The sequence below is a fragment of the Streptomyces sp. NPDC012888 genome (genome assembly GCF_042900645.1).
GTDB lineage: Bacteria > Actinomycetota > Actinomycetes > Streptomycetales > Streptomycetaceae > Streptomyces.
On sequence record NZ_JBIBBM010000032.1, the window covers coordinates 1 to 1,279 of the forward strand.

Below are 1,279 nucleotides of genomic sequence, written 5' to 3' on the forward strand. Positions count from 1 at the left end.
CAACCCAAAACAAGGGCAAGGGGTCACCCTGTCCTTCGGGTGCGCCCGTTTGCGGTCCGGGGCCGGGGGCGGCGGCAGCCGCCCTCCGGGCGGGAAGCCCGACCTTCACCCACCCGGAAGGTGCATCAGACGGGCCGCCGGGCGGCCACCCCACACCACTACGCGCTCCGGCCGTCTCAGTGTCCCCGTCTGATCGGTGGCTGGACACGGACCCGGTGGTGTAGGAGACGGTGAGACTCAGTGCGTCGGGCGCTGCGGGGCACTCGCGATCCCTGAGCTGCGGCCGCTGAGCGCGGTATCCAGGGTCTCCTGCGCCACGCGCATCGCTTCGGCGTACTTCGGTTCGCCCATGCGCTCCCAGGCCTGGTCCGGTGTGACGTCCTCGACCCTGCTCATCACCCACCAGATGTTGCCGAACGGATCCCGTACCCGGCCGCCGCGGTCCCCCCACGCGCTGTCGGAGGCCTCGGTGATCACCTGCGCCCCGTGCTTGACGGCGGCCGCCATTGCGGCGTCCGCGTCCGGGACGTAGACCCGCAGCAGCGAGGGCATCACCGGCCAGTCGGGCCGTCGGTCGAAGGCCAGTACGACCGTGTCGCCGATGCGGATCTCGCCGTGGCCGATGGTGCCGTCCTCGACCGGCACCCGGGCGAGTTCCTCGCCGTCGAACGCGGCGCTGATGAAGTCGAGCAGAGCGCCCGTGTCGTCGGTGACCACCCACGGTGCAACGCTGGTGTAGCCCTCGGGTGCAGTGTGGCTCATCGGTCCCGTCCCCTCCTGTCGTCCTTCGCGATGCGACGACCCTAAGACCCAATTAGGACAGCGACGGACCTAGATCGAGCCCAGTACGGTTCAATCACCCGCTGGGTGGCGGCCGATCGTTGGCGGCCCATGTCCGGCCACCGGCGAGAGGGGGACGCCTTCCAGTAGGAGCGCGTAGCGATCGTTGGCGGCCTATGTCCGGCCACCGATCAGAGGGGGACGCCTGCGGGTAAGAGCGCGTAGCGATCGTTGGCGGCCTATGTCCGGCCACCGATCAGAGGGGGACGCCTGCGGGTAAGAGCGCGTAGCGATCGTCGGCGGCCTATGTCCGGCCACCGATCAGAGGGGGACGCCTGCGGGTAGGAGCGCGTAGCGATCGTTGGCGGCCTATGTTCGGCCACCTGCGGGCCGGATACGCCTTTCGGCAGGAGCGCGTAGCGATCTGAGGCGCGTGGGGCGGGCCGGATGATCCGAGATCTGATCCGCTCGGGCTCGGCTCCCGCCCGGAGGGCGGCTG

Annotated in this window: 1 protein-coding gene; it reads right to left on the reverse strand. The window is 70.1% G+C overall.

Annotation, left to right across the window (positions count from 1 at the left end; translation table 11 throughout):
- Positions 1 to 237: 237 nt before the first annotated feature.
- Entirely contained in the window at positions 238 to 762 is a 525-nt protein-coding gene (locus ACFY61_RS31985) for a VOC family protein (RefSeq protein ID WP_389477997.1), read from the reverse strand.
- Between the last annotated feature and the right edge of the window lie 517 nt (positions 763 to 1,279).